The organism is Streptomyces sp. NPDC111606 (genome assembly GCF_055656945.1).
This window is the reverse complement of the sequence record NZ_JBVKBY010000002.1, coordinates 111847-137842: the sequence shown is the minus strand read 5'-3', so window position 1 is coordinate 137842 and position 25996 is coordinate 111847. Positions and strand designations below refer to the sequence as shown.

Below are 25996 nucleotides of genomic sequence, written 5' to 3'. Positions count from 1 at the left end.
ATCGACCAGCATAGGCCACACGTGTGACGCGAGTCACCCGAAGCCATGGTCTCACCCCTTCCGCTCACGTTTCCTGCGCAGCGCCTGCACCGGGCCTGCGCCGAGGGGGAGGGTCCGCTGTGAGTGGCGAACTTGGCCTCCTGTCACGGGAGTTCAGGCCACAATGTTGTGGTGTCCACCTTCTTGGAATCAGAGTTCGACGACGGAACGGTCGTAAGGTTCCTCCTCGCTCCAGCAGCGGCCACCGGACAACCCTCCGCGCAGGACGGCGACCTGCCCGAGGGCATGGGGCGGGCCGTCCCCGTCGCCACGGGAGGGCGGGCTGCCGTCGCCAACCTCGCCGCAGCGACCTTGCGCGGGGCGCTCAGGCCGCTCGGGCCGCTGCTGCAGGAGGTGCACGACGTGGCCTCGTCCGTGCCGGATCCGCCGAGCGAGCTCAGCGTGACGTTCGGCGTCCAGGTCGGCCAGGACCTCAAGCTCGGGATCGTCGGTGGCAACGGGCAGGCGCACCTCACCGTCACCGCCAGTTGGAAGCCGTCACCCGGCGCGGAGTGATGGTGGACTGGTTCAGGCCGGTCGGGGCAGCGCCGGACACCGAGGGGAGATCCCGCGTCGCGTCGGTGCGCCGCATGACCGACGGCAAGACGGCCGGCGCGGCCGTCGCACTCGGCGGTGACGCGATGCTGACCTGCGCGCATGTCGTCAACGACGCCCTGGGCAGAGCGCTGTTCGAGACCCGGCCACCCGGGCTCGACCCGCTGTTCGTCGAGGTGCAGGGGACGCGGAAGACGGAGCGGTACCCCGCGCGCGTGGCGCACTGGATCGCCCCACGCACACGCGAGGGCACGGCCGTGCGGGACGGCGACGGGGAGTGGCTCGGCGATCTGGCGGTGCTGCGGATCGACGCACCGCCCGTCGGCATGCCCGCAGCCGACCGGCGTACGGCCATGGTTCCCGGTCAGCAGGTGCGGGCCTGGCACGGCAGCGGGCACAGCGCGACCTTCGCCGATCTACGGGTCGCCGCCCTCGACGGCTCCGTCGGTTACCTCGACGGCAAGGCCACGGGCATGGCGGTCGGCCCCGGCTACAGCGGCGGCCCGCTGTGGTGCGAGGAGGACGGAGCCGTGGTCGGACTCCTCGCCGCGCATTTCATGCCGCCGTGCGATCCCGGCGGGGCCCCGCTTCCGCACAGCCCGCAGCACATGGTCCGACGCAGCTGGGCGATTCCCTGGCAGCAGGTCGAGGCCGAGCTGCGGCCCCTCGGCATCCTCGTCGAGGACGGCGCCGAGGCCGCCGATCCGGACGACCCCGCCTTCGGCATGCTCGTGACGGCGATCGGGAACGCCCTGCCGTCGCCGTACTCGCTGGGTGACACCGCCCGCCAACTGGCCCTCGCGTGCGGCGTCGCACAGGGCAGCCCGGTGAGCCCGCCCCCCATCGAGGAGTTCGCGGCGTTCCTGCTCCGCGATCGCCGCGCCTTGGCGGCCTTCACCGAGATCCTGCGCCCCAGGGACCCGATGGCGACCAACCGCGTGCTGGTCGCCGGCCGGCTGTCGGAGACTCCGCTGCTGCTCTCACCGCGCGAACACCGTCGCCTCCACCAACTCCTGCGCAACGTCGACCGGTCGGTGCTCGACCGGTTCCCCGAGGCGGTGCGCGAGGCCACCAAGCGGGTCGCCGCCCTGACCGACGGCGCCACCCTGGACGTCCTGCTGGACGACCTGGAGAAGCTGCCCGGAGACGGCCACTCGGACGACGGCGAGACACGGGTTCCGGCCCTGCTGCGGGTCGTCGAGTACGTCGCCGCGCTGTGCCCGGCGCCCCGGCAGGCCGAGCTCCGGCTGTGGTCGGACGGCGTGGCGGGCCGGCTCGGTATCCCGGGCGCCGCCGTCAGGGAGCGGCGCTCGGACGCCCAGGACTGGGCTCGCGTGCTGCGCGGCAGTGTCCGGCGCAAGCGGGTCCTGGTCCAGGTGGCGCGGGCCGGTCGGGGGCGGCACCGGCTGCGCATCTGGTGCGACGAGGGCACCGGCCCACGGCAGGTGTCGGTCGACAGCGCCGCCTCGTACTCGGCGCCCGAGGCGGCGCGCGAACTGCTGCGTGTCATGGAGTCCCTCACCCCCTCGGACCGTGACGTCGGTCGGCCGCTGGTGGAGGTGCTCGTGGACCGTGCCGACCTGAACCTGCCGATCGACGAATGGGCGGCCCAGGTACCCGGCGAAGTCGTGCCGGGCATGCTGGGAGTGGAGTTCCCGCTGGTCGTGCACTGTCCGGAACTCCTGCGCCGGCACGAGCGTTTCCTACCCGACTGGCGTGAGCGGTGGAGCCAGCTCGACTCCGGGGAGACCCTGGTCGTCTCGGACGCGTCGCAGGACCCGCATCAGATCTACTACGAGCTGATGGGCCGGCTCGACACCGTCCGGGTGTCCGTCGACGTGCCCCCGGGGCCGCGCGACGCGATCGTTCAGATCTGTCTCGCCGTGGGCATACCGGTGGTGGTGTGGGACCGCGGCCGGGAGACCCCCTCGCATGTCACCAAGCACATGGCGGATGTCGCCACCCGTGAACTGCCCGACGGAGTGCGGGTCTACCGGGCCAACGCCCGGGGCACCCGCGCCCCCGATTTCCCCGGGCGCCCGGTCCTGGCCTGGGCGGACGCCGACCGTACGGTGCCCCGACTGCACCTGAGCGAACCACAGGAGAGCGCATGACCTCCGCTTCCGAGGCCGACTGGCGCCTCTTTCGCGGTGACGGCGTCCCCCGCGCCGTCACCCTGCCCTCGGCGCCGCCGTGGCGCCGGTTCAGCCCGGCTCCGGCCCTGCGCCCCGAACTGCCGTACCTGATCCAGCCGGAGCACGCCGACGTCGTCAACGCCGCCCTGCATCTGCGCCGACCGCTGCTGGTCACCGGGCCGGCCGGCACCGGCAAGTCGTCGCTGGCCCGGGCGGTCTCGCACGAACTGCGGCTCGGCGAGCTGCTGCGCTGGTCCATCAACAGCCGGTCGACCGTACGCGAGGCGCTCTACCAGTACGACGCGATCGGCCGCCTGCGCGAAACCACGCTCAGCCGTGACCGGGGCGAAAGCGAGCCGTCGATCGGGACGTTCATCCGGCTCGGCCCGCTGGGCACGGCCCTGGTGCCGTCGGCCACACCGCGGGCGCTGCTGATCGACGAGATGGACAAGGGCGACGTGGACCTGCCCAACGACCTGCTCACCGTCTTCGAGGAGGGTTACTTCGACATCCCCGAACTGACCCGGCTCCCCGAGGACATGGCGGATGTCGAGGTGCAGACCGCGGACCACCGGGGCTCGGTGACGGTGCACCAGGGCCGGATGCAGTGCGCCGAGTTCCCGGTCGTGGTCATCACGAGCAACGGCGAGCGCGAGTTCCCGCCGGCTTTCCTGCGCCGCTGTGTGCGCCTCGCCCTGCCGGTCCCCGACGAGGCACGGCTGCGCGCGATCGTCACGGCCCACCTCGGCGAGGAAGCCCTGCGCGACGCGGACGAACTCATCGAGGCCTTCCTGCGCCGCCGCGCCCCCGGCGAACTGGCCACCGACCAGCTCCTGAACGCGGTGTTCCTGCGTACCGGCGGTGTCGACCTGGACGCGGAGGGCCTGCTGGACGCCGTGCTGCACCAGCTGACCGGGGCGCTGTGACGGCGGTGTGGACGGGCGCGTCGTGAGCGGGGGTGGGGGCGGGTCGCGGCTCGTGGCGGCTCTGCGGGTGCTGGCGGCCTCCGGACAGGAGCTGGACGCCGACCAGGTGCTCGACGTGCTGTGGCTGGCGCGTCGGATGCCGGGCGGGGACGTCGCACCGCTCAACCGGCTCGCCCGCGTCGAGCAGCCGGCGCCGCAACCACCGCCCACCGTCGAGCCGGAGGGGGCCACGCCGCCCCGGCCCACACCGGAGCCCGACCCCGACGACCCGGACCTGCCCGACCTCACCGCCCCCTCCCTGTACGCTGCCGCCCGGCAGACCCCGCCGCCCCTTCCCGGGATACGACTGCGCCAGGACCCCGAACCGGGCAAGGCGCTGCCCGTACGGGTGCCGGAGGACAAGGCGCTGACCCGCGAGCTCGAACTGGGGCGAGCGCTGCGACCGTTGCGGCGCAGGCAGGCCAGCCCGCACCGGCGGGAGATCGACGAGGAACGCACCGCCGCCGAGCTCGCCGAGACCCTGCTGCCCGACGTGGTGCTGCGGCCCGTGCAGGAGCGCTGGCTGCATCTGGCACTGCTTGTCGACGACGGCCTGTCGATGCTGCTGTGGCACCGGCTGGGCGCCGAACTGCGCACCCTGCTCGAACGCCTGGGCGCCTTCGCCACCACCCGCGTCCTCGGCCTCGACGCCCGCAGCGTCTCCGAGCCGCGCCTGCACGCCCGCCCGTTCCGGCCCGACAGCACGCCGGTGCCGCTGAGCGCGGTCGGCGACCCGTCGGGCCGCACCCTCGTCCTCGTCATCAGCGACGGCATGGGCGGCTCCTGGCGCAGCGGTGCCCTGCACGACCTGCTCTCCTTCTGGGCCTCCCGCGGCCCGGCCGCGGTGCTGCACACCCTGCCGTCCGGCCTGTGGGAAGGATCCGGCATCCACGCGGAGCGGTGGCAGGCCACGACTCGGCGGATCGGCGGTGCCAACACCTCCTGGGAGATCACCGATCCTGTGCTGCCGTCCGACCTCGCCCGCTTCGACGGCGTGCCGGTCCCGGTCCTGGAGCCGACGGCCGCCTCCCTGCGGGACTGGGCCCACCTCCTCGCCTCGCCCGGCGCCACGGTCGAGCTGCCGATGCTGGCCCGGCCGCTCCGGTCGGGCACCGTCGCTGCATCCGCCGGCCAAGGGGACCTGCAGCACTTCCGGGACGCGGCCACGCCGGAGGCCTACCGGCTCGCCGCCCATCTGGCGGCCGTGTCGCCGCTCACCGTGCCGGTCATGCGGCTGGTCCAGACAGCGGTCCCGTGGCAGGCGCGAACCTCCCATCTCGCGGAGGTCTTCCTCGGCGGCCTCATGCGGCCGCATCCCGCGCCGGTGTCCGGGCCGCTGCCCGCCAAGCACCAGGTGTTCGACTTCTCCGACTCATCACGTTCGGCGCTCCTCGACGCGGTCCCGCAGTCCGAGCTCCTGAGGACCAGCCGCAGCATCGGGCGGCGCCTCGAACAACTCGCCGGGGTCTCCCCCGACTTCCCTGCCTGGCTCGCCCATCCTGACGGCTCGGCCCAGCTGCCGGGCTCGCACCGTCCGTTCACGAACGTCGAGCGCAGACTGCTGACCCGGTTCGGGGTGTCGTTCGACCGGGACGTGCACGGGCTGGAGCGAGAGCCGGGCAGGGATGGCCCCACGGCGGACGGCTGGCAGCCGCTGACCGACGACGATCCCCGGCAACTGGGCCCCTACCGGCTGCACGGCCGACGACGGCTGCGACGGACGGTGGAGTACGACGGCATCCATCGGCAGGGCACCCGCGCCATGGTTCGCACCGCGCGGCTCGATCTGCCGGTCGGCGCGCACGAGTTGATCTCGCTGGAGGCCGAGGCACTGCTCAGGCTGAACCGGCAGTACGCCCCCGCGATGCTCGCGCAGGGGCGCGACAACAGCAGCGGCCGGCTGTGGCTGGCGACGGCCCCGATCCAGGACGACTCCGGGACCCAGCCGCCGCCACGGCTCGCGGAGATCTTCAACCAGGCCCACGCGACGAGAACCGCCCCCTTCGACAAGCTCACCGCGCTCCTGGTCGGCTGGCATCTGGCGAGCGCCGTGGCCCTCTGCCACCTCCACGAGATCGTGCCCGCGGACCTCAGCGCCGAGAACATCTTCGTGCTACGGCGCACCGTGCTGCTCGGCGACCTGTCCGACTGTGCCGTAGCCGGCCGCTACGCGGGCACCGGCCCCGTACCCACCCCCGAGGACAACGTGCGCGCGCTGGGCGATCTGCTCCAGCTCGTCAGCAGCAAGGCGGGCCGGGAGCTGCACCGGCATGTTCCCGGCCCCGAGGGCATGCATCTGTGGCAGGGCGACACCTGGGCACGGCTGCGGCAGGTCGTGCTGCGCTGCCTCGACCCGGATCCGGCCGAACGGCCCTCCGCGGGCGAGGTCGCGGACGTCCTGGCCAACTACATCGCCCAGTCCCGCGCCGAACGCGCTCCCACGCCCCGGTCGGCCTCCGCAGCCAGGCCCGCGGTGGACGCACCACTCGCGCTGCCGCGGACCACCGTGCCGCCCACCGGAGTTCCGCCGATCCGCCCGCCACGGTTCGGCTCCGCCCGCCGCGAGCGGGAGGCCCGGCTGGCCCGGCTGCGGACGCCTCTGAACCGAGCCAGGCGGCTCACGCTGATCGGCGCCTACCACTACAGCGGCCGGGCCACCACGACCATGGCGCTCGGCTCCCTCCTCGCCGCCGTCCGGGGCGAACCAGTGCTGGCCCTCGACGGAGCGGCCGACGAGGGCGCGCTCGGCTCCTTCCTCACCCGCCGGAACCCCGCCACCGTGCGCGATTTGGCCGACCTTCCCGCCGAGGCCTCGTACGAGGAGGTCGGCGCCCGCACCACGCACCTGTCGTCGGGTCTGGAGGTCGCCGCGCACCCGCCGGGCCACGTCCCCCCGAACCTCGCCCACACCCAGGCGTACACGCACGCCCTGGCGCGGACCGCGCCGTACTACTCCTTCGTCCTCACCGACTGGGCCCCCCTGCGGCTCGACCGGTCGGCCGACACCGTCCTCGATCTGACCGACCGGCTGATCCTGTGCTGCGGCAGTGCAGGCTGGTTCCTCGACGCCGCCTGGCGGGTGCTCGACCAGCTGCGGGGCAGCGGGCGCCGTCAGCTGGCGGACGAGGCGATCGTCGTGGTGACGCAGGTGGAGGGGGTCTCCAGCCGTCCGGTACCGGCCGATCTGCCCGGCCGTTTCGACATCGGTGCCGACCAGGTGGTCGCCGTCCCGTTCGACAAGGCTCTGCACTCCCCGGGCTTCCGGGAACTGGAGCAGTTGCGGACGCCGACGCTGAACGCGTTTCTGGATCTGGCCGAGTTGGTCGTAGGTCACTGAACGGGCCGACTGCGAGGGAGCGGGGATGCGGACGCACCGATCCCCGGGCAGCCCTGCCGCCCGGGGATCGGTGTGAGTGTCGGCTCGCGCCCGTCAGATGAGGCCGAGGGAGCGGACCGCCTCGCGCTCCTCCTCGAGCTCCTTGACGGAGGCGTCGATGCGGGCGCGGGAGAACTCGTTGATGTCCAGGCCCTGGACGATCTCGTACTTGCCGTCCTTGGTGGTGACCGGGAAGGAGGAGATCAGGCCCTCCGGGACGCCGTACGAGCCGTCGGACGGGATGCCCATGGAGACCCAGTCGCCGTCGGCGGTGCCGTTGACCCAGGTGTGGACGTGGTCGATGGCGGCGTTGGCGGCGGAGGCGGCGGAGGAGGCGCCGCGGGCCTCGATGATCGCCGCACCGCGCTTGGCGACGGTCGGGATGAAGTCGTCGGCCAGCCACTTCTCGTCGTTGACGACCTCGGCGGCGTTCTTGCCGGCGACCGTTGCGTGGAAGATGTCCGGGTACTGCGTGGCGGAGTGGTTGCCCCAGATCGTCAGACGCTTGATGTCGGCGACCGTCGAACCCGTCTTCTTCGCGAGCTGGGTCAGCGCGCGGTTGTGGTCGAGGCGGGTCATCGCGGTGAAGCGCTCGGCCGGTACGTCCGGGGCGGCGGCCTGCGCGATGAGCGCGTTTGTGTTGGCCGGGTTGCCGACGACCAGGACCTTGATGTCGTCCGCGGCGTGGGCGTTGATGGCCTGGCCCTGCGGCTTGAAGATGCCGCCGTTGGCCTCCAGGAGGTCACCGCGCTCCATGCCCTTGGTGCGGGGGCGGGCACCCACGAGCAGCGCGACGTTGGCGCCGTCGAAGGCGACGTTCGGGTCGTCCGAGATCTCGATGCCCTGAAGGAGCGGGAACGCGCAGTCGTCGAGCTCCATGGCGGTGCCCTCGGCGGCCTTGAGCGCGGGGGTGATCTCAAGGAGGCGCAGCTTGACCGGCACGTCCGCGCCGAGCAGCTGGCCGGAGGCGATGCGGAAGAGCAGGGCGTAACCGATCTGGCCGGCCGCGCCGGTGACGGTGACGTTCACGGGAGTGCGGGTCATGGCGTTCTCCGTATGACAGCTGGCGGTGAGGGCATCCCTGCCCCGGGGTGCGGGGCGTAGAGATGATCGATCTCTTGGCGTCGAGAGATCCACCGGTCAGGCTATCGCGCCTCCGGGATCTCGCACGGCCGGGTCCGTGTGGCCCGGCCCACAGAGAGGCACAAGTGGGCCGAAAAGCGGCGGCCGCCCTGTCCGGGAGAGGGGGACTCGGGCGGCCGCCGGGTGGGGGTACCGGTTGCCGGACTCCCGTGGGGGTACGGTGCGCGTGCCCACTTTGCCGACGGCCATTCCTGTCCAACCCGAAATCTTTTCGCCTTGGTGCTTTCGCCCCGGTCGCCCCGATCGTCCCGATCCGCCGGCCCGTCGCCAACGCCCGACGCCGGCCAGGCCGCGAGGGCCTGACCGGCGTCGAGACAGCGCTCCGAGGAGCTTTCGGGTGCTCCGCTACTGCGTGCAACCCTCCTGACCGGCGGCCAGCGTCGCGCAGGCCGTGGCCTCGCCCGCGTCCTTCACGGCCACCATCGGCGTGTACGCGATCGTGTCGCCGACGACGGTGATCGTGCCGCTCTGCTTCTTCTTGCCGACCGACACCTCCACCTCGTCCCCCTGCGCGGCCTGCGTGATGCGGCCCCACGCGGCGCCGCACGTCTCGCTGTAGCGCACCTCGACCACGGCCGCGCCGACGGTCGCGGTCTTTGCGGTCGTCACGAGGTCACCGCTGCACCCCATGCTCTCCGCGTCCTTGCCGGTGCAGGAGTCACCGCTGCACTTGACGCCGGCCGGCAGATCGGGGTCGGTCGTCGCGGACGGAGAGGGCGAGTTGGCGGCCTCGTCGCCCTTCTGCCCGCGGCCGGCGTCGGTGAAGAAGAACACCGCCGCGATCACGACCAGCACGCCGACGACCCCCGCGAGGAACATCGTCAGCCGCCGCTTGCCACCGCCACCACCGGAGGACCCGCCTCCGGGACGGGGGCCCTGCGGGGGCTCGCCGTACGGCTGGGGCGGACTCTGCGCCCACCCCGACGCGGCGGACGCCCCGGAGACACCGGATGCCCCGGACGTCGCAGACGCCCCGGATGCTCCCGACGGCACCGCCCCCGACGTACGGCCACCCGCCGCCGGACCTCGATACCCCGCAAGCCCCCACGAGTTGCCCCCGGAAGCGGCCCCGTCCTCCCGGACGTCGGCTCCGTCCGAGTCCCGGACCGGCGAGTCCCGTACCGAGGAATCCCGGACCGAGTCCCGTACGGAGGAGTCCCGCACCGGGGTGTCGCGAACCGCGGAATCCCGCGCGGCCGAGTCCCGCACCTCCGGCGCCGTCGGCTGTGCAGGCACCGGCGGCACCGTCGGTGCCACGCCCGCCGGACCCGCAATGCCGGGCGTCGCCGTCGCGCTCCCGCTCTTGCGTGCCGTCCGGCCCGCCTTGGCGCCCTCCTTGGCGCCGGCCGGTGGCGCCCCGAACTCGCTCAGCGCCGCGCGGGCCTGGGAGATCCGGATGGCCTCCATGGTCATGTCGTGGCGCATCTCCGAACGGCTCCAGGCACGTTCGGCGAGCTCCCACATCGTCGTCACGTGGACCGGATTCGTACCCGTGACCTCGGCAAGCGCCACGATCGCACCCTTGGGCGCGAGCAGCCGCCCGTTCAGATACCGCTCCCAGGACGTCTTGCTGTATCCCGTGCGGTCGGCCAGCGCCGCGATGCTCAGACCGCTGCGGTCCACGAGCCGGCGCAGCTGGCTCGCGAACTCCCTGACCTGCGGATCGAGTTCATCCGGCAAGGCCCTCCAACGAGGCATTGCTTCCCCCTCTTCCCCCCGGTTCGTGCTGGTGTTTCTCGCGTTCCCCCGCGCGTGGTGCCCTCTGCCGAGTCCCCGATGTGGCTACCCACAGGGATGCGCCCAGTAAGGATCTCAGTTCCCGGGGTGGGGGCGCACGGGAGCATTGGGACCGTGGGCATGCACCGTTGCACGCCCGTCGAATGGCGTCCAGTGTTCCATCGGCGACCCTCCTCGGCCGACGCAACCCTGGTAGTAAGCCCTTGCCAACACGCGGGACGACCCCGGTGCGTCCCGGTCGACCACGCTAGCCCGCCTGTTGAACGACTTCCTTGCAAATGCGCGAACTTGTCAACACATCGACACACAGAAAGCACATAAACGATCACGCCCGTCACAGGGGTCGTATTCGGGCAGGTCAGACGCGGGGGCCTCACCGGGCTCACCCCAGCGCTAGGGCCCCGACCAGTGCCGTCAGCACCAGAACCACGGCGAGTGCGACGGCGGCCGCCAGCAGCCAACTCGACGACGGCTCCGGTTCCTTCGGCGGCGCGTCCCACCACGGCAGGGTGGGGTCGTCCTCGTACTCCTCGTAGCCCTCGGGCCCCTCATGCGTCTCGCCCGCCTCACGCGGCCTGTGCATCCCGTGCGCCCCGTGTGCCCCCGGCTCCGCCTTCGTGGGCATCACCGCAGGCTTCGGCCATGCCTGTACGGCCAGTTCCCACCGCACTCCGAAGCGCTCCGCCTCGTCCCTGCCGGTCCCCGCCACCCGGCACAGGGCCACGACCGCCTGCCGGGGCGGGGGCTGGGTGGCGTTGAGGTAGCGCTGCCAGGACGACTTGCTGTACGCGGTACGCGCGCCCAGCGCGACCAGACTCAGGCCCGTGCGGTCCTTGAGCTGCCGCAACTGCTCCACGAAGTGCCGCACCTCCGGCGGCAGATCGTCGGGCAGCGGCTGCCACGCACCCATCGCTCACCTCCGAACCGGATCCGATCGGGTGACGACACGGGGCGGCGCATTGGTTCCCGACGTAGCGGAACGGTCACTTCCGTGCCACAGCGCACTGACAGGCGTTGAACAGCACCTTCGCCGTGCCCGAGGCTTGACGCAGACGGCGGCCCGTCCTTCCTCGGGGGAGAGGACGGGCCGCCGTCGCGCCCAGTGGCCTTCGGGGCCGGGAGGCCTCAGCTGTCCACCGTGAAATGCAGGGCGTCCTTCAGGAACGGGATCTTCAGCCACGGGTCCGGCTGCGCCATCAACGCCAGCAGCACGATCACGAGGCCCAGCACGCCGTACGTCACTATGTCGGTGAAGCGGGAACGTACGGCGAGCATGCCGACGCTCGGCAGGAGCCACCGCAGCACCGCGCCTACCAGCAGGGCGCTGCCGATCACCAGGGTGCCGACCCGGAACACGTCGAGCGCGGTGATCAGCAGACCCACCGCGACCATGCCCAGTACCAGCAGGACCGGCCACTGCCGGGCGGGCGCCGGGGCGTCACCGGGAGCGGCGCGGCCGCCGCCCTCGGGACGTGCCGTGTCCTTGGTGAACAGCGGGAAGCGGCGGGTGGTGCGCCGGGGCGTACCCTCCGCGTCCGGTGCGCTCACCGGATCCCGGACCTCGATCTCCTCGGCGTCCTCGATCTCCTGCGCCTTGCCGGCGCCGCCCTCAGCCGACACTGCGCTCCGCCGCCTCGACCACGTTGACCAGCAGCTGCGCCCGCGTCATCGGGCCCACGCCACCGGGGTTGGGGGAGATCCAGCCGGCCACCTCGGCAACGCCGGGGTGGACGTCGCCCACGATCTTGCCCTCGGCGCTGCGCGAGACACCGACGTCGAGGACGGCCGCGCCGGGCTTCACGTCCTCGGGGCGAATCAGGTGGGCGGAGCCCGCGGCGGCGATGATGATGTCCGCGCGCTTCAGGTGTGCGGCCAGGTCCCGCGTGCCGGTGTGGCACTGGGTCACCGTCGCGTTCTCGCTGCGCCGGGTCAGCAGCAGCGGCATCGGACGGCCGATGGTGACACCGCGGCCGACGACCACGACCTCGGCGCCCTTGATCTCGACGCCGTACCGGCGCAGGAGGGTGAGGACGCCGTTCGGGGTGCAGGGCAGCGGGGCCGGCTCATTCAGGACGAGGCGCCCGAGGTTCATCGGGTGGAGGCCGTCGGCGTCCTTGTCCGGGTCCATGAGCTCCAGGATCCGGTTCTCGTCGATGCCCTTGGGCAGCGGCAGCTGGACGATGTAGCCGGTGCAGGCCGGGTCCTCGTTCAGCTCGCGGACGACCGCCTCGATCTCCGCCTGCGTCGCCGTGGCGGGCAGCTCGCGCTGGATGGAGGCGATGCCGACCTGGGCGCAGTCGCGGTGCTTGCCGGCGACGTACTTCTGGCTGCCGGGGTCCTCCCCGACCAGGATCGTGCCGAGGCCGGGCGTGATGCCCTTCTCCTTCAGCGCCGCCACCCGGGCGGTCAGATCGGACTTGATCGCGGCTGCGGTGGCCTTGCCATCGAGAATCTGGGCGGTCATGACCCCCATCCTCCCGGATGACGCCCTCGGTGTTCCAATCGGACGCCTGGCCCGTGACGTACATCGCCCCAGCAAGATCCCGAAGATTGCATCTGCACAACAGGTTCCGCCTCAGACTGGACAAAATCGCACGGTACCTAGAACGATGAACGGCGCAGTTTCGCGGAACGTGTTCGGGGGGCAAAACCGCTCAAATCGTGAAGTTCCTCCGCGCAATGCCGCATCGTCCCCGCATTCGCAACGGAGGAATCCGGCCATGAGTTTCGGCTCGCCCAACCCGCCTTACGGTCAGCCGCAGGACCCGAATCAGGGCTACGGGTACCCCCAGCAAGGACAGCAGCCCGGTTACCCCCAGCCGGGACAGCCTCCCTACCCGCAGGGTCAGGCCGGTTACGGCTACCCGCAGTCGCCGCAGGGCGTGCCCCCGCAGGGCGGTTACGGCTATCCGCAGCAGCCGGGTTACCCCGGCGGTTCGGGCATGCCTCCCCGCGTGGCGTCCATGGGCCGGCGCTTCGGTGCGCGGCTGATCGACGGTGTGGCGTTCACCGTCATCTACATCATCCTTGCCGCCGTCGGTGTCGCGGGCTCCTTCAGCGCGGCCAACGAATGTGACCCCAACGCCGTCGACTACAGCTCCTGCGTGAACGACGCCAGCTCCGACATCGTGGCCTCGATCGGCGCCGTGGTCGGTGTCTTCGCGGTGATCGGCCTGCTGTACGAGTGGCTGATGGTCGGTCTGGTGGGTGCCACCCTCGGCAAGATGGCCGTCGGCCTGCGGGTCGTGAAGGCCGACACCGGCCAGAAGCCCGGCCTGGGCTCCTCGTTCATCCGCTGGATCATCCCGATCGTCGGCAGCCTGGCCTGCGGCATCGGCCAGCTCCTCGTCTACCTGTCCCCGTTCTGGGACAAGTCGGGCCGCCAGCAGGGCTGGCACGACAAGGCCGCGAGCACGATGGTCGTACAGAACTGACCTCACCCGAGGTTTCGTTGGGCGGGACTCACTTCACGCCAAACACAGCCGATGGCCGTGTCTCACTCGTACGAGGGGGGCACGGCCTCGCTGCGTCGCCCTACCCTGACGTGGGTAGCCGTCAGGCACGGGGAGACGCACCTTGTACAGCATCATCGTGGTACCTCCGCCGACCACGGAGGACGAGACCGACCGCACCCAGCTCCGGCTGGCGCCCGGCGAGCGGCTCGGCTTCGGCCGTTCCGTCGCCGACAACGACCTCACGATCGCGCACGACGGGGTGTCCCGCAGAGCGGGTCAAATCACCGCGCAGGGCGCCTTCTGGATACTGAGCAACCTCAGCCGGGAACAGACGTACGTCGTGGAGAACCCGGAGGGCGCGGGCGAGCACATCAAGGTCGGGCCGGGGCGCCTCGACGCGCCGATCCCCTTCGAGTTCTCGCGGATCGTGCTGCCGGCGGCCGGCGATCTGCTGCCCATCGAGGTGTGGGCGCCGCGCCACGACTACCTCAGCTCCGAGGGCGGCCTGGACGGCGCGACCACCGCCCCCGCGTTCTCGGTCGACCACACCAAGCGCTACTTCGCCGTCCTGGCGGCCCTGTGCGAGCCCCGGCTGCGCGGTGAACCGCACGCCCCGCTGCCCACGGTCGACCAGGTCGTGGAGCGGCTGCGCCCCAACTGGCCCGCCGCGTCCCGTACGTCGGTCCAGTGGAACATCGACTACCTCGCCGTGAAGCTGCGGCTCAAGCCCGGCCCGGAGACGGCGGACACGGGTCCGCGGCTCAACGGCAAGAAGGAGTCGCTGGTCTCTCTGGCGCTACGGTTCGACCTGGTGCGGGAGGACGATCTCGTCGTCCTGCGCGAGTCGTCGCCGTCAGTTCCGTCGCTCTCGGCTTCGTCCGCGTCGGCGTCCGGCCGGGTGGCCCGGTGACCGAGCCGTATGCCGTGCCGGTGCCGAAGGGGTACCGGGTGGGCGTGTGGGAGGTGCGGGAGCCGATCGCCACGGGGGCGTTCGGGAGTGTGTACGAGGGCAGGCGCGTCGGAGACGACGAGGCCCTGCCGAAGACGGTCGCCCTGAAGTTCCTGCCCACCGGCACCGGCACCCCCCGTCAACTCACTCACCTGCGCGAACTCATCGAGCGCGAGGTCGCGTTGCACCGCCGGCTGAAGCAGCCACGACTGATCCGGATGTACGACACCCTCACCGTCGACGACCCGGCCCGTCCCGCCCTCGACGGCGCCACGATCCTCGTGCTGGAGAAGGCGCAGGGCTCCCTGTCCGCACTGCTCTCGGCGGAGCCGCGCCCCGGCTCCGGCCCCGTCCTGCTCGCGCAGATCTGCGAGGGGCTGGCGCAGCTGCATCACGCGGGCTGGGTGCACGGGGACCTGAAGCCCGCCAACGTGCTGCTGATGAAGGACGGTTCGGCCCGGCTCGCCGACTTCAACATGGCGGCGGAACTGGAGGGCACGCACGCGTACACGCCCGCCTTCTCGACGCCCGACTACACGCCGCCGGAGCTGCTCTGGTCGGAGATCGGCGAGCGCGGCCGCCGTATCCGCCCGTCGGCCGACGTCTGGGCGTTCGGCGTGCTGGCGCATCTGGTCCTCACCGGCTCCTTCCCGTTGCCCGGCGCCACCCCGTCGACCCGCCGCGACGCTGCCGCCGCCTACGCGCGCGGCACCGACGAACTACGCCTGTCGCCCGAACTCCCTGACGTCTGGCGGGAGATCGTGCGGGACTGTCTGACCCGTACGCACGGCGACCGGATCGGCACCCAGGCGCTGCTGCGGCGGGTGGGCGCCGCGGCGGGCACGGGCAGCTCGCCGCGGCTGCCGCGGGCGCTCCTCCCTCGCCGCCGCTCCCGCCGTACGACGATGCTGACCGCCGCGACCGCCGTGGTGGCGGTGGCGGCCCTCGGCTACGGTGTCAGCAACTGGGCGGACACCGGCGCCGACGGGGGCGGAAGCGGGGCTGGCGGGCCGGGGCGCGAGACCACGAGGGGCACGGCCGCCTCCTACGGCGCCTCCGAACTCCGTACCGACAAGGGCGTCCCGGTGGCCTACCGCCGCCTCATCGTCGACTCCGCCCACGACTGCGTCCGGCCCGAGGTCACCCCCGCGCTGATCGCCGCCCTGCTGAAGGCGGAGAGCAACTTCGACCCGGACCTCGCCGACCCGTCCGTGGGCAAGGAGGGCGAGTACGGCATCGCCCGCTGGACGCCGAGTCTGCTGCGCTGGTGGATCCGCGCGGACGGTGTCCCCGCGACGGAGACCCCCAAGCCTCCCCTCACCCCGGCCGAGTCCATCCCCGCCGTGGGCCGCTACCTCTGCTACATGGAGCCGCTCCTGAACCGGACGGGCCTCTCCGGCGACCGCAAGGTGCTGCTGGCCGCCGCCTACCGCACCTCGACCAAGGTCGTGAACAACGCGGGCGGCGTTCCCCCGAAGTACCGCGACTACGCCACCCGCGTCGCCCACTACCTCAAGGAGTACACGCCGCCCGCGAAGTAGGGACCCTGAGAGTTCACAGGTACCGCTCGGGGCCGGTCGGCGCCACGGTGTTCCTGTCCACCAACGGGGGTGGCAATTCCGGAGGGACACCGACCATGAAGCGCATGCTCGCCTCGCTGGGAGCCGTTGCCGTACTCGCCACGGGCGCCGTGGCCCTGACGCCGACGGGGGCTTCGGCGGCACCGAACGGCTGCTGGGGCAGCGGGCCGAACAACTCCCGCTACTGCCACAACTACCAGGCCGGCAACGTGATGTTCAACGGGAACGTCGCGGGCCGGCTGCACGCGGGTGACAACTGGTTCGTCTGCCAGAAGAAGTTCCCGGGCCAGGAGAACCCGCCGGTCGGCGACGCCCGCAACGACTGGTGGCTGTGGACCCAGGCCGACACCAACGTCAGCAACGGCGGCTGGGGCTGGTTCCCCGCCAACAAGGTGTCCGGCGGCGTGAACTACGGGGCGATCCCGGGTCTGCGCACCTGCTGAGCGCCTGCTGACGGCACGCGTCGCGGCCTCCGGCTCCCTCGGGGGAGGGCCGGAGGCCGCGACGCGTGCCCGTGCTTCTCCCTTCTCCGGCAGCGACCGGTACCGAATCGGCCCCGCCGCCGGCCGTCCCCGTGGCAGCCGCCTCCGACGCGGACGGCCCGGACGTCGACGACATGTCCGACGACGACGTCCGCGTCGCCACCGGCCACTGCGGCACCCTTCCGTAACCGCGAGCGCCCATCCCCCTGCCGCCTCAAGCGGTAGCCTCACATCAACTGACGGGACACGAGTGGCCGTTGGGGAAGAGCAGCACTCGGGGGATCCATGACCGACCAGCGGCAGCCCATGCCATCACCCACCCCGGCGGCCGTCGACGCCGCTCTGGTGGAGGCGGGCGCCACCCCGCTGAAGCCGACCGCCCCCTCCCGCATCGGCCCCTACGTCCCCCTTGGACTGCTCGGCAGCGGCGGCATGGGCCACGTCTACCTGGCCCGCCCCGCCGCCGACACCGCCGGCCTCGCCGCCGTCAAGGTGATCCGTCCCGAGTACGCCGAAGACCCCCGCTTCCGGCGGCGTTTCGAGCGGGAGGCCGCCGTGCACGGCCGGGTTCACACGCCGCGCACGCCGCAGCTGCTCGGCACCGGGTTCGACGACTCGCTGCTGTGGATGGCGACGCAGTACCTGCCCGGCCTCAACCTCGCCGAAGCGGTCCGCGAGTGCGGCAAGCTGGAGCGCGCCGGGGTGTGGCGGCTGGTCGGGGACATGGGGCAGGCCCTGTCGGCGCTGACCGCCGCCGACGTCGTACACAGGGATCTCAAGCCGTCCAACGTGATCCTGTCCCTGCAGGGCGCCCACGTCATCGACTTCGGCATCGCGCAGGCCGCCGACAGCAGCGCGATCACGTCGACCGGGAGCCGGGTCGGCACGCCCGCCTTCATGTCACCCGAGTATCTGCGCGAGGGCCGCTGCGACACCGCCTCCGACGTCTTCTCGCTCGCGGGAAGCCTGATCTACGCCGCCACCGGGCACGCCCCCTTCGGGGACGGAACGGGCGTCGACGTGATGCACCGGGTCGCGTTCGAGGAGCCCAAGCAGGACATCATGGCCGAACTCTTGGCCGTGGAACCCGCGTTGGCCGCCCTCCTGACCGCCTGTCTCGCCAAGGATCCCGCAGGGCGCCCCACCCCACGCCAGCTCACCGACGCCGCCACGGCAGCCGGTCACGGCGGCGCAGCGGTCTGGCACAAGCCGCTGAGCGCCCGGCTGCTGGCCCGGCGGCAGGCCTGCGAGGTACTGGAAGGTGTCGCCGTCCAGGAGACCGCCCGGGCACCCCTGAGTTCGCACACCTCTCGGACCTCGCAGGAGACGGTCCAGTTGCGGCTGCCGGGGGAACGTACGGCTGCCCCCGCCCCGGACGGCGACGGCAAGCGGCGCAAGGGGCGGGCATACCTCGCCGTCGCTGCGGGTCTCGCCGTCTGTGCCGTCGCCGCGGGCGCCTTCTTCCTCACCGGCCCGTCCGTCGACGAAACGGCCTCGGCTGCGGCTACGTCGGCCGCCGGAACCGCCCCCGACGACGCACGGGGCTCTTCCCTCCCCAGCTCCTCCGCGTCGCCCTCCCGTGACAAGGAGAAGGGGGAAGGGAAAGAGAAGGACACCGACGCGAAGGCGTCGGCCGATGCCGAGTCGGCCGACCCGAGCGCCTCCGAGAGCGGCGGCGCGGGCGGAACGCAGGCCACGCCCGGCGAGGGCTCCACCCCCTCCGGCAGCGACGAGGGCGACAGCGGCAACGGTGGGGGCGCCCCGACCGCCACCCCCACCAGGACCGCCACGACGCCGGCCACCCCGCCCTGGATCTCGGACTGCACCCACTACTCCGGCACCGAACTCACCGACCGGGGCGACAAGGGTCAGCGCGTCGTCCAGGTCCAGTGCATGCTCAGCAAGCGCGGCTACAGCGTCGGCGGCTCGGGCGTGGACGGAGAGTTCGGCGCGGACACGGAGTCCGCGGTCAGGCTGTTCCAGAGCGACAAGGGGCTGGAGGTCGACGGCGAGGTGGGACCCAACACCTGGGCGGCGCTGCGCAGTTCGACGTGACGGCGGCAGCCGCGGGTGAGGGGCGGGCCGCACGTACGGCCCGCCCCTCACCCATGTCGGCTCAGTGGAAGAAGTGCCGCGTCCCCGTGAAGTACATCGTGACGCCGGCCTTCCGGGCGGCCTCGACGACCTGCTCGTCACGGACGGATCCGCCGGGCTGGACCACGGCCTTCACGCCGGCCTCGGTCAGGATCTCCAGGCCGTCGGGGAACGGGAAGAACGCGTCGGACGCGGCGTACGCCCCCTGCGCGCGCTCGGCGCCGGCCCGCTCGACGGCCAGCTTCGCGGAGTCGACGCGGTTGACCTGGCCCATGCCGACGCCGACCGAGGCGCCGTCCTTGGCGAGCAGGATGGCGTTGGACTTCACGGCCCGGCACGCCTTCCAGGCGAAGGCGAGTTCCGAGAGCTCCTCGGCGCTGAGCGCATCACCCGTCGCCAGCGTCCAGTTGGCCGGGTCGTCGCCGTCGGCCTGGAGGCGGTCGGTGACCTGGAGGAGGGCGCCGCCGTCGATGGGCTTGATCTCGACGGGGTTGCCGGGGCCCTCGGGGCAGCGCAGCACGCGGATGTTCTTCTTCTTGGCGAGGGCTTCGAGGGCGCCGTCCTCGTAGTCCGGCGCGACGATGACCTCGGTGAAGATCTCGGCGACCTGCTCCGCCATCTCCTTGCTGACCGGGCGGTTGACCGCGATCACGCCGCCGAACGCCGACAGCGGGTCACAGGCGTGGGCCTTGCGGTGCGCCTCGGCGACGTCCGCGCCGACCGCGATGCCGCAGGGGTTGGCGTGCTTGATGATCGCGACGCAGGGCTCGGCGTGGTCGTACGCGGCACGGCGCGCGGCGTCCGTGTCCGTGTAGTTGTTGTACGACATCTCCTTGCCGTGGAGCTGCTCGGCCTTGGCCAGACCGCCGCCGTCGCCGTCCACGTAGAGGGCGGCCGGCTGGTGCGGGTTCTCGCCGTAGCGCAGGGTGTTCTCGCGCTCCCAGGTCGCGCCGAGGAACTCCGGGAACTGCGAGTCGTCCAGCGGGGCGTAGGAGGAGGCGAACCAGGAGGCCACCGCCACGTCGTAGGCGGCGGTGTGCTGGAAGGCCCGCGCGGCGAACAGCTTGCGCAGCCCGAGGGTGAAACCGCCCTCGCGGACCGCCTGAAGGACGGCGGCGTACGCGTCCGGGTCGGTGACGACCGCGACCGACGGGTGGTTCTTGGCGGCGGCGCGCACCATCGACGGACCGCCGATGTCGATCTGCTCGACGCACTCGTCGGGGGTGGCGCCGGAGGCGACGGTCTCGCGGAACGGGTAGAGGTTGACGACGACCAGGTCGAACGGCTCGACGCCCAGCTCGGCGAGCTGCTCGCGGTGGCTGTCCAGGCGCAGGTCGGCGAGGATGCCCGCGTGCACGCGCGGGTGCAGCGTCTTGACGCGGCCGTCCAGGCACTCGGGGAAGCCGGTGAGTTCCTCGACCTTGGTGACCGGGACACCGGCCGCGGCGATCTTCGCGGCCGTGGAGCCGGTGGAGACGAGCTCGACACCCGCCTCGTGCAGGCCGCGCGCGAGGTCTTCCAGACCGGTCTTGTCGTAGACGCTGACGAGCGCCCGTCGAATGGCCCGCTTGTTGCTCTCGGCGGTCACTGGATAACTACCTTTCGTCCCTCAATGCGATAGCCGTTGCGGGCGATCCGCCCCACGACCTCGACGAGCAGCCTTCGCTCGACTTCCTTGATGCGCTCGTGCAGAGCGCTCTCGTCGTCCTCGTCCCGGACCTCGACCACGCCCTGCGCGATGATCGGCCCGGTGTCGACGCCGTCGTCGACGAAGTGGACGGTGCAGCCGGTGACCCTGGCGCCGTACGCGAGCGCGTCGCGGACGCCGTGGGCGCCGGGAAAACTGGGCAGGAGCGCGGGGTGGGTGTTGACGAACCGCCCGCCGAAGCGCGCGAGGAACTCCTTCCCCACGATCTTCATGAACCCGGCGGAGACGACGAGGTCGGGCTCGTAGGCGGATACGGCCTCCGCGAGCGCCGCGTCCCACTCCTCCCGGCTGCCGTGGTCCTTGACCTTCCGCACGAAGGTGGGCAGTCCCGCGCGCTCGGCCCGAGCGAGCCCCTCGATGTTCTCGCGGTCGGCGCCGACGGCCACGATCTCGGCGCCGTACGCCTCGGAACCGACGGCGGCGATCTCGTCGAGCAGCGCCTGCAGATTGGTGCCGGATCCGGAGACCAGCACGACGAGGCGCTTGGCCACGGGCTTGGCGGCCACGGTGGGGCCCTTTCTCGGGGGTGCGTTCTTCATGCGGCCGACGGCATGTAGGTTCACGTCCGTACGTCTCACACCTGTACGTTCATACGAATGCATCGCGCCCCTGGATACGGGGAAGTCTACGAAGCAGCCGACCGTCAGCAACGATACCGGCACACCGGAAGGCCCCCACGGGACGGGGGCGTGGCCGGAAGGTAGCGTCTGGGGCGAGCGGGCTCGGGAACGCGGTCGTCGTGCGGTGCGTTCTTTGTGTGACAGCTCAGAACAGCCAGCCTTATCACCTAGGGGAAGACGCTCACTTGATGCCGGACCGCAGTCTGCGACTCCTCACGTTCCCCCCGCACCCGGTGCAGGGAGGGGAGCACAGCGGCGTGCTGCTGCGGGAGCGCCCCACCTCACCGCCCGACGCGCCTTCGGGCGGACAGAACGGCGACGAGCGGGGCAGCGGCCAGGGGCAGGACGACGACAACCCCTTCGCGCCGCCGCCGGAGGGCACCCCGGACCGCCCGTGGCAGCCGCGCCGCCGCCCTTCGGGCGAGGACGGTTCGCAGGACTCCGACGAGGGCAGCGGCCGCTCGCCGTGGGGCAACCAGTGGAGCGACCGCCAGCCCGGCCGCTCCCCCGACGGCTTCGGCGACAACTCCCGACGCGGCCAGGACGGCTCCGGCGGCCCGGGCCCCGGCTCCGGCCCGCGCTGGGACCCGACCGACCCCGTCCAGCGCCGCGCCCGCTTCGCGCTGCTGTCCGGTATGTGGGCCTTCTTCTTCGCCCTCTTCAGCTGGCCGTACGTCGCCCTGCTCCTGGGCGCCCTGGCCCTCTACTGGGGCATCACCAGCCTCCGGGCCAAGCCCCGCACCCCCGACCCGAACACCCCGGCCCCCCCGCGCCCCACCGGCCGCCCCCAGACCACAGCAGCAGTAAGCGGCCTGGTCACAGCCTCCCTCGCCATCGCAGTGGTCGCCGCCGGCTTCACGGCCCAGATGGTCTACAGCGACTACTACACCTGCACGAACGACGCCCTGACGACCGCGGCGAAGAAGGCGTGCAACGAGCATTTGCCGGAGGAGCTGCGAGGGGTTCTGGGGACGGGGGACTGAGCAACGCGGACGCGCTCCCCGCTGACGGCACCCCCTCGGTGCCGGTCCGGGTATTTCAGCCCGTCCGGCGTTTGAGGACGAGGCCGTTCAGGCCGAAGCGGGGGTCTGGGGGCGGCAGCCCCCAGGGACCGGGGTCGTAGGGGCAGCGCCTCTTCAAGGACGGGAAGGGCAGGGGCGGCGGGGGCGAGATCCGCTCCGTCACGGCGACGCCCGTTCCTCCGGCGCCTCCGGCGGATCCGCCGCATCCTTCATCGCCGCCCAACGCGCCTCACGCGAGTCGTCATCACCCCACGGCGAGGGGGCCGACGCCGACTCCAGCTCAGGCTCAGGCTCACCCTCCGCCACCCCCGCAACCGGCACCTCCACAGGCGAAAAGCCGTCCGGCTCGAACGTCGTGTCATGGTCATACGCCCCGTACGGAACCCCCTCCCCCTCACCCCCGTAGGCCCCGTCCTCATCAGCCACACCCCCCCGACCCTCCTGGTCCTGCACCAACGCAGTGAACGGCCCCTCCTGCACGAAGGCCGCCCGCCCGGCCGCACCCCCCGCCGCCGCCTCCACCCGAGGCCGCCCGATCCGAGCCCCCTCGGTCTCACCAAGCCGCCCCGCCCGCCGCCCCAGGTGGCAACGCCACCCCCGCACCACCACAGCCACCGGAACCGCCACCACAGAGACCCACCCCAACACCGCCGCCCCCACCTGCCACCACACCGGCCCGAACTCCGCAAGCGCCCCTCTCCCCAGCGGCCCACCCGACAACGCGGCCAGCTCGGCGACCAGGACGCTGCAGAACACGGCGGCCAGCAAGGCAACCCCGGCGGTCCGCCCGGGCGCCCAGACCACGGCCGGCGCCTGCCCGCCCTCGTACCGAGCCCCGAGCCCGCCGCCCCACCCCGCCGCAAACCACCCCACGACCACGCCGGCCGCAACCGGCACCACCGCGACCCCCCACTGCGCCGGCCCCCCGACCCCCGGGTCCGGCACCGCCGCCAGCAGCGGAAGCGGCGGCAGCAGCGGCGCCGGCGCCGAGGACAGCGGCCCCACCGCATGCCCCGCCCCGAGCACGAACCCCGGCCCGAGGGCATACGCCGCCGCCCACACCGCCGCGTTCGGCACGAGCGCCACGCACAGCAACAGCACCGCGAACCGCCCCGACCACCCTTCCGTCAGCTGCAGAAACGACCCTCGCGCCGCCGCGCCGTGCCACACCAGCGACCCGGCCACCAGCAACGCCCCACCCGCGACGAGCGCCGCCGCACCGGCCCCGGCCGCCCGGGCCGCCGCACCGAGACGGGCGGGCGCCTCCGCCTCGGGAACCAGCCGCCGTACCCGCGTCGGCATCACGCCCAGCACACCGTGGGCCGCCTCGGGCCGCCGTTCGCACGCCGTCCACACGCCGACCCCCGCCGCTCCCATCGCGAGAAGGGGCACACACACCCCTGTCCACCACCATGAGGGCCGCAGCTCACCGCCCGCCGCGTACACCGCGGCCGCCACCCCGACCCCGAGGTACCCGAGCACGACACCCGCCCAGGCCGTACGGCCCGACACGAGCGGCGCCCCGTCACCGCCGTCCGCCGCCGCGTCCCGCGCCGCCCGGTACACCAGCCACACCGGCAGCATGAGCATCAGCAGCGGCGTGACGCCCACCGGCGCGGGGAGACCGGAGAGGGTGTCGGTGCGGACCAGTTCGGCACCGTGCGCAAGCAGCCACAGGACGGCGGCGACCTGCAACGCACCTCCCGGCCCCTTGTCCGGGTACGGCGAACTGACCCACAGCACCATCACCACCACGGCGATCACACCGAGCCCCAGCCCCGCCGCGACCGCGCCGCCCAGAAGGCTCGCGCCGAGTCCGGGCGTGCGGTACCGAAGCCGAGTGAGCAGGGACGACAGGGGCGTTCGACGAGCGGTCATCTCGATCACGCCCGCAATGCTCCCAACGACACGCGCTTTCCCGTCGTAACAGGCGAACCTCCGAAGTGTCGCTCAATATACGTTTATGTACTTTTTCGCACGAAGGGGCGTACTGTGACGCAGCCCCCCGCATCCCCGCTTCCCCCGCCCAAGGAACGCCGACGCCTGCGCGAGGCCGCTTCATTGACGCAGGCTCAGGTCGCGGAACGGGTGGGCGTCAGCCGCGAGACAGTACGCGCTTGGGAGAACGGCCGTACGACGCCACGCGGCCTGAGGAGGGAGGCGTACGCGCACCTGCTCGGCTCGCTTGCGGAGGAGACGGCGGAGACGTCGGCGAAGAAGTCACCGGAAGAGACAGAGGCTCAGCACGCCATGGGAGGGCGCGACATGACGGTAGGTCAGAGTGCCCGCGAACGCGCGGACAAAGCCGTACGGACTGCCGTACCGGCAGCAGATCCCACCGAGGCCGCACCGCCCCCCGAAGCCCGGGCCGAACGCCCCCTCTCCCCCGCCCAGGCGTTCGACGCGCTCTACGCCTTCTGCGCCCCGGCCCTGGTACGGCAGACCTACGTGCTCACCGGGCGCCGCGAACTCGCGCGCGAGTCGGTCGAGCGGGCCTTCGAACTCGCCTGGCAGCGCTGGCCCGAGGTGGCCTGCGACCCTGACCCGGCGGGCTGGGTGCGGGCGACGGCGTACGACTTCGCCCTCTCCCCCTGGCACCGGTTCCGCCCGCGCTACCGGCACCCCGAACCCCCACCGTCGAACGCGTCCGACCGCGCCCTGCTGAACGTACTCCTCGAACTCACCCCGCCCCAGCGCCGCACGCTGCTCCTGTACGACGGTGTGGGCCTCGACCTGCCCGAGACGGCGGCGGAGACGGAGGCCACCACCCCGGCGACCGCGAACCGTCTCCTCAACGCCCGCGCCGCGGTCGCCGCCCGCCTCCCGGACCTGTCCGACCCCACCGAACTCCACTACCGCCTGGCGGATCTGGCCTCCACGGAGCGCCTGCGCGCGGCCAAACCGGCGGTGGTGCGCGACGGCAGTGAGCGCCGGGCCCGCTTCTGGACCCGCGCGGCGATCGCCTTCACCGTGGCCCTGATCGGCACGACGGCCCTGACCCTGCGCACGGCCCCGACCCAGTACGAGCCACCGGTGCCGCCGGGGGAGACGGTGCTCGGCGTACCCCCGCGAGTGGCCCCGGGGCCGCTGTCGGAGAAGGAGCAGAAGCTGCGCGCGAAGCTGCGGGCACAGATGCAGCACGGCCCGGAGAGACTCGCGCCGCGGGCAGAGTGAGCTGCGAAAACGCCGGTGGGCCCGCCCCCACGCAGGGAACGGGCCCACCGGATGGTGCGCTTGGCGCCGGTGAAGGTCAGCCGCCGAGGATCTCGCGAGCCAGCTTCGCCGTCTCGGTCGGCGTCTTGCCGACCTTGACGCCCGCGGCCTCCAGGGCCTCCTGCTTCGCCTGGGCGGTGCCGGACGAACCGGAGACGATGGCGCCGGCGTGGCCCATGGTCTTGCCCTCGGGCGCGGTGAAGCCCGCGACGTAGCCGACGACCGGCTTGGTCACGTTCTTCGCGATGAAGTCCGCGGCCCGCTCCTCGGCGTCGCCACCGATCTCACCGATCATGACGATCAGGTCGGTGTCGGCGTCGGCCTCGAACGCGGCGAGCGCGTCGATGTGCGTGGTGCCGATGATCGGGTCGCCACCGATGCCGACGGCGGTCGAGAAGCCGATGTCACGCAGCTCGTACATCATCTGGTACGTCAGCGTGCCGGACTTCGAGACCAGGCCGATACGGCCCGGCTTGGTGATGTCGCCCGGGATGATGCCGACGTTCGACTGACCCGGGGTGATGATGCCGGGGCAGTTCGGGCCGATGATCCGGGTCTTGTTGCCCTTCTTGCCCGCGTACGCCCAGAAGTTCGCGGAGTCGTGCACCGCGATGCCCTCGGTGATCACGACGGCCAGGGGGATCTCGGCGTCGATGGCCTCGACGACCGCGTCCTTGGTGAACTTCTCCGGCACGAAGATGACGGAGACGTTGGCGCCGGTCTTCTCGATGGCCTCCTTGACGGTGCCGAAGACCGGTACCTCGGTGCCGTCGAAGTCCACGGTCTGACCCGCCTTGCGCGGGTTCACGCCGCCCACGACCTCGGTGCCGTCACCGAGCATGAGCTTGGTGTGCTTCATGCCCGTGGCGCCGGTCATGCCCTGGACGATGACCTTGCTGTCCTTGTTGAGCCAGATAGCCATG

The 25996-nt window shown here is 72.2% G+C and carries 21 protein-coding genes; 12 read left to right on the top strand and 9 right to left on the bottom strand.

Translation table 11 applies throughout. The features are described from left to right. The first annotated feature begins 171 nt into the window (after positions 1 to 171). The 4 genes from ACZ7M7_RS08485 to ACZ7M7_RS08470 all read left to right on the top strand — a co-directional run bounded on the left by ACZ7M7_RS08485 (position 172) and on the right by ACZ7M7_RS08470 (position 7031). Positions 172 to 555, top strand: coding sequence for a CU044_2847 family protein (locus ACZ7M7_RS08485; protein ID WP_472114194.1), 384 nt, complete (start codon positions 172 to 174; stop codon positions 553 to 555). Positions 556 to 629: 74 nt separating this feature from the next. After that, positions 630 to 2708, top strand: a complete 2079-nt coding sequence (locus tag ACZ7M7_RS08480; protein WP_472114191.1) for a VMAP-C domain-containing protein — start codon at positions 630 to 632, stop codon at positions 2706 to 2708. After that, positions 2705 to 3655 carry an AAA family ATPase gene (locus tag ACZ7M7_RS08475; RefSeq protein ID WP_383613636.1) on the top strand — a complete coding sequence of 317 codons (951 nt, stop codon included), beginning with the start codon at positions 2705 to 2707 and terminating at the stop codon, positions 3653 to 3655. The genes ACZ7M7_RS08480 and ACZ7M7_RS08475 overlap by 4 nt, the downstream gene beginning before the upstream one ends. 22 nt (positions 3656 to 3677) lie before the next feature. After that, positions 3678 to 7031, top strand: a complete 3354-nt coding sequence (locus tag ACZ7M7_RS08470; RefSeq protein WP_383630113.1) for an SAV_2336 N-terminal domain-related protein — start codon at positions 3678 to 3680, stop codon at positions 7029 to 7031. Between the two features lie 93 nt (positions 7032 to 7124). On the opposite strand, the gene ACZ7M7_RS08465 is transcribed toward ACZ7M7_RS08470, so the two are convergent. From ACZ7M7_RS08465 to ACZ7M7_RS08445, 5 genes are all read right to left on the bottom strand, one after another. Next, positions 7125 to 8114, bottom strand: coding sequence for a malate dehydrogenase (locus tag ACZ7M7_RS08465; RefSeq protein WP_383613630.1), 990 nt, complete (start codon positions 8112 to 8114; stop codon positions 7125 to 7127). A 444-nt stretch (positions 8115 to 8558) separates the two neighbouring features. Then, complete coding sequence (locus ACZ7M7_RS08460) at positions 8559 to 9893, bottom strand: helix-turn-helix domain-containing protein (protein ID WP_472114187.1); 1335 nt, start codon at positions 9891 to 9893, stop codon at positions 8559 to 8561. 439 nt (positions 9894 to 10332) lie between these two features. Beyond that, positions 10333 to 10860: a helix-turn-helix domain-containing protein gene (locus tag ACZ7M7_RS08455; RefSeq protein WP_383613624.1), complete on the bottom strand. Its 528-nt coding sequence runs from the start codon at positions 10858 to 10860 to the stop codon at positions 10333 to 10335. 215 nt (positions 10861 to 11075) lie between these two features. After that, positions 11076 to 11570: a DUF3017 domain-containing protein gene (locus ACZ7M7_RS08450; RefSeq protein ID WP_383613621.1), complete on the bottom strand. Its 495-nt coding sequence runs from the start codon at positions 11568 to 11570 to the stop codon at positions 11076 to 11078. Then, positions 11560 to 12414, bottom strand: coding sequence for a bifunctional methylenetetrahydrofolate dehydrogenase/methenyltetrahydrofolate cyclohydrolase (locus tag ACZ7M7_RS08445; RefSeq protein WP_383613618.1), 855 nt, complete (start codon positions 12412 to 12414; stop codon positions 11560 to 11562). The genes ACZ7M7_RS08450 and ACZ7M7_RS08445 overlap by 11 nt, the downstream gene beginning before the upstream one ends. A gap of 256 nt (positions 12415 to 12670) precedes the next feature. Between ACZ7M7_RS08445 and ACZ7M7_RS08440 the strand changes: the two genes are divergently transcribed. The 6 genes from ACZ7M7_RS08440 (at position 12671) to ACZ7M7_RS08415 (ending at position 18471) form a co-directional block, all read left to right on the top strand. After that, complete coding sequence (locus tag ACZ7M7_RS08440; RefSeq protein WP_383613615.1) at positions 12671 to 13384, top strand: RDD family protein; 714 nt, start codon at positions 12671 to 12673, stop codon at positions 13382 to 13384. A gap of 142 nt (positions 13385 to 13526) precedes the next feature. Further along, positions 13527 to 14315, top strand: coding sequence for an FHA domain-containing protein (locus ACZ7M7_RS08435; protein ID WP_472114183.1), 789 nt, complete (start codon positions 13527 to 13529; stop codon positions 14313 to 14315). Next, positions 14312 to 15895, top strand: coding sequence for a protein kinase domain-containing protein (locus ACZ7M7_RS08430; RefSeq protein WP_472114180.1), 1584 nt, complete (start codon positions 14312 to 14314; stop codon positions 15893 to 15895). Before ACZ7M7_RS08435 ends, ACZ7M7_RS08430 begins: the two co-directional genes overlap by 4 nt. A gap of 95 nt (positions 15896 to 15990) precedes the next feature. Beyond that, positions 15991 to 16377 (top strand): hypothetical protein, encoded by a 387-nt coding sequence (locus tag ACZ7M7_RS08425; protein ID WP_383613606.1) that lies wholly within the window; start codon positions 15991 to 15993, stop codon positions 16375 to 16377. Between the two features lie 65 nt (positions 16378 to 16442). Continuing rightward, positions 16443 to 16604, top strand: coding sequence for a hypothetical protein (locus tag ACZ7M7_RS08420; RefSeq protein WP_472114177.1), 162 nt, complete (start codon positions 16443 to 16445; stop codon positions 16602 to 16604). Positions 16605 to 16701: 97 nt separating this feature from the next. Further along, a complete protein-coding gene (locus ACZ7M7_RS08415; protein ID WP_472114174.1) occupies positions 16702 to 18471 on the top strand; it encodes a protein kinase domain-containing protein in 1770 nt (589 codons plus the stop codon). 61 nt (positions 18472 to 18532) lie between these two features. Here ACZ7M7_RS08415 and purH read toward each other — a convergent pair whose 3' ends face one another. Together purH and purN are read right to left on the bottom strand one after the other, a co-directional pair. Further along, the gene (purH, locus tag ACZ7M7_RS08410) at positions 18533 to 20098 is read right to left on the bottom strand and encodes a bifunctional phosphoribosylaminoimidazolecarboxamide formyltransferase/IMP cyclohydrolase (RefSeq protein WP_383611802.1); all 1566 of its coding nucleotides are present in this window, start codon (positions 20096 to 20098) and stop codon (positions 18533 to 18535) included. After that, positions 20095 to 20880, bottom strand: a complete 786-nt coding sequence (gene purN / locus ACZ7M7_RS08405; protein WP_383611805.1) for a phosphoribosylglycinamide formyltransferase — start codon at positions 20878 to 20880, stop codon at positions 20095 to 20097. The genes purH and purN overlap by 4 nt, the downstream gene beginning before the upstream one ends. A gap of 146 nt (positions 20881 to 21026) precedes the next feature. On the opposite strand from purN, the gene ACZ7M7_RS08400 reads away from it, so the two are divergent. Next, positions 21027 to 21821, top strand: a complete 795-nt coding sequence (locus tag ACZ7M7_RS08400; RefSeq protein WP_383630097.1) for a hypothetical protein — start codon at positions 21027 to 21029, stop codon at positions 21819 to 21821. Positions 21822 to 22019: 198 nt separating this feature from the next. On the opposite strand, the gene ACZ7M7_RS08395 is transcribed toward ACZ7M7_RS08400, so the two are convergent. Further along, complete coding sequence (locus ACZ7M7_RS08395) at positions 22020 to 23738, bottom strand: cell division protein PerM (protein WP_472115182.1); 1719 nt, start codon at positions 23736 to 23738, stop codon at positions 22020 to 22022. 114 nt (positions 23739 to 23852) lie between these two features. Here ACZ7M7_RS08395 and ACZ7M7_RS08390 point away from each other — a divergent pair, with 114 nt between their 5' ends. Next, positions 23853 to 25034: a helix-turn-helix domain-containing protein gene (locus tag ACZ7M7_RS08390; RefSeq protein WP_472114170.1), complete on the top strand. Its 1182-nt coding sequence runs from the start codon at positions 23853 to 23855 to the stop codon at positions 25032 to 25034. Between the two features lie 76 nt (positions 25035 to 25110). Here ACZ7M7_RS08390 and sucD read toward each other — a convergent pair whose 3' ends face one another. Next, positions 25111 to 25995 (bottom strand): succinate--CoA ligase subunit alpha, encoded by an 885-nt coding sequence (gene sucD / locus ACZ7M7_RS08385; protein WP_383611814.1) that lies wholly within the window; start codon positions 25993 to 25995, stop codon positions 25111 to 25113. Position 25996 lies beyond the last annotated feature (1 nt).

Coding starts and splice junctions, on each gene's coding strand:
- ACZ7M7_RS08480 (WP_472114191.1), top strand. CDS start 630: ATGACCGACGGCAAGACGGCCGGCGCGGCCGTCGCACTCGGCGGTGAC.
- ACZ7M7_RS08475 (WP_383613636.1), top strand. CDS start 2,705: ATGACCTCCGCTTCCGAGGCCGACTGGCGCCTCTTTCGCGGTGACGGC.
- ACZ7M7_RS08465 (WP_383613630.1), bottom strand. CDS start 8,114: ATGACCCGCACTCCCGTGAACGTCACCGTCACCGGCGCGGCCGGCCAG.
- ACZ7M7_RS08455 (WP_383613624.1), bottom strand. CDS start 10,860: ATGGGTGCGTGGCAGCCGCTGCCCGACGATCTGCCGCCGGAGGTGCGG.
- ACZ7M7_RS08445 (WP_383613618.1), bottom strand. CDS start 12,414: ATGACCGCCCAGATTCTCGATGGCAAGGCCACCGCAGCCGCGATCAAG.
- ACZ7M7_RS08440 (WP_383613615.1), top strand. CDS start 12,671: ATGAGTTTCGGCTCGCCCAACCCGCCTTACGGTCAGCCGCAGGACCCG.
- ACZ7M7_RS08425 (WP_383613606.1), top strand. CDS start 15,991: ATGAAGCGCATGCTCGCCTCGCTGGGAGCCGTTGCCGTACTCGCCACG.
- ACZ7M7_RS08415 (WP_472114174.1), top strand. CDS start 16,702: ATGACCGACCAGCGGCAGCCCATGCCATCACCCACCCCGGCGGCCGTC.
- ACZ7M7_RS08400 (WP_383630097.1), top strand. CDS start 21,027: ATGCCGGACCGCAGTCTGCGACTCCTCACGTTCCCCCCGCACCCGGTG.
- ACZ7M7_RS08395 (WP_472115182.1), bottom strand. CDS start 23,738: ATGACCGCTCGTCGAACGCCCCTGTCGTCCCTGCTCACTCGGCTTCGG.
- sucD (WP_383611814.1), bottom strand. CDS start 25,995: ATGGCTATCTGGCTCAACAAGGACAGCAAGGTCATCGTCCAGGGCATG.